Below are 1,669 nucleotides of genomic sequence, written 5' to 3' on the forward strand. Positions count from 1 at the left end.
CCCCCGGTGTCAGGATAGTTGTCGCCTCGCCAGATTTACCTGAAACCAGATCTCGGGGGCGGAAAGAGAGCCGTTGTGCCGTACTATTCCTCTGAGCGCAAAGCCGAACTGCTCAAGATGTTGCTCCCTCCACTCAATCTGACGATGGCCGAGGTCGCCAGGCGCGAGGGCGTTACTGAAATGTCTCTGTACACCTGGCGTAAGCAAGCCAGTGCCAAAGGATCCGTAGTGGTAACCGACCCCAAACACCCGACCGAGAGTTGGTCGGTGGAAATGAAATTCGCTGCAGTTACCGAGTGTGCCAGCTTGTCCGAAATTGAGCTGGGCGAATACTGCCGTCGTAAAGGCTTGTACCCCGAGCAGATTACCGCGTGGCGGCAGGCGTTTCTGAGCGGAATGACGCCTCAACAAGCACAACCCAAGATTGATCGGGAACAAGCCCGGCAGGACCAGAAACGCATCAAAGAACTTGAGCGCGAACTGCGCCGCAAAGACAAGGCGCTGGCTGAAACAGCTGCGTTACTGGTGCTGCGAAAAAAGCTCAACGATTACTGGGGAGTCGAAGACGAGGACAATTGACTGCTCTGCCGGAACGGCAACTGCTAGTGGCATGGCTGACAGAGGCGATCAATGCCGGTGCTCGAAAATCGATGGCGTGCCGGGAAGTTGGATTGACGCTCAGAACGTTGCAGCGCTGGACGCAAACCGAAGAGGTGCGAGCGGATGCACGCACTACTACAGTTCGCATGAGCCCGGCCAATGCGCTGAACGAGCATGAACGAAAAGTGATTCTCAATCTGTGCAATAGCGCTGAGTATGCTCACTTGCCGCCCAGTCAGATCGTACCGAGGTTGGCCGACAAGCAGATCTACGTAGGTTCGGAGTCAACGTTCTATCGGGTGCTTCGAGCTACCGGACAGAGGCAGCACCGAGGACGCGCTCAGCGCCCTGGACGCAATACCGAGCCGACAACGCATGCGGCCCATGCACCGAATCGTGTGTGGTCGTGGGACATCACGTACTTACCGTCTTCGGTGCGTGGAAAGTACTACTACCTGTATCTGATCGAGGATATTTACAGCCGTAAAAGCGTTGGCTGGGAAGTGCATGAGGACGAGGACGGCGCGAAGGCCGCAGTTTTGTTGCAAAGAAGTGTGATCAGCGAGCAATGCCTAAGGGAACCCTTGGTACTGCATTCAGACAACGGCACGCCGATGAAGTCAGCCACTTTGCTGAGCAAGATGTATGAGCTGGGCATTACGCCATCGAGGGGCAGACCGCGCGTCAGCAATGATAATCCGTATTCAGAGGCTCTTTTCAGAACGCTGAAGTACTGCCCGCAATGGCCGACCAAGGGATTCGAGACCTTGGATGCTGCAAGATGCTGGGTGCGTGATTTTATTCGTTGGTACAACCACGAACACCGACACAGCCGGATCCGCTTCGTCACACCGGCAGAGCGGCATCGGGGGCAGGATAGGCAAATCCTTGCCCGGCGCCATGAGCTGTATGAACAAGCTCGAAGCAGGAATCCAGAGCGATGGTCAGGACGCACTCGTAACTGGGAGCCAATTGGTACGGTGCTGTTGAACCCTGATCGGGATCAACAGCACACGAAGCAAGCCGCATAGCTGGAAGGGTGACGCGACAACTACCTTGAAAAACGCCG

Annotated in this window: 1 protein-coding gene; it reads left to right on the forward strand. The window is 56.0% G+C overall.

All coding sequences use genetic code 11. The features are described 5' to 3' along the window. Positions 1-75 precede the first annotated feature (75 nt). Positions 76-1,631, forward strand: a protein-coding gene (locus NMG10_RS25730) for an IS3 family transposase (protein ID WP_232857806.1) whose coding sequence is annotated in 2 segments (ribosomal slippage) — positions 76-541 and positions 541-1,631 — 1,557 coding nt in all. Because the reading frame shifts where the segments join, the coding sequence is not laid out codon by codon here. The last annotated feature ends 38 nt before the right edge of the window (positions 1,632-1,669 follow it).

Source organism: Pseudomonas sp. DVZ6 (assembly GCF_024259445.1).
Lineage (GTDB): Bacteria > Pseudomonadota > Gammaproteobacteria > Pseudomonadales > Pseudomonadaceae > Aquipseudomonas > Aquipseudomonas peradeniyensis.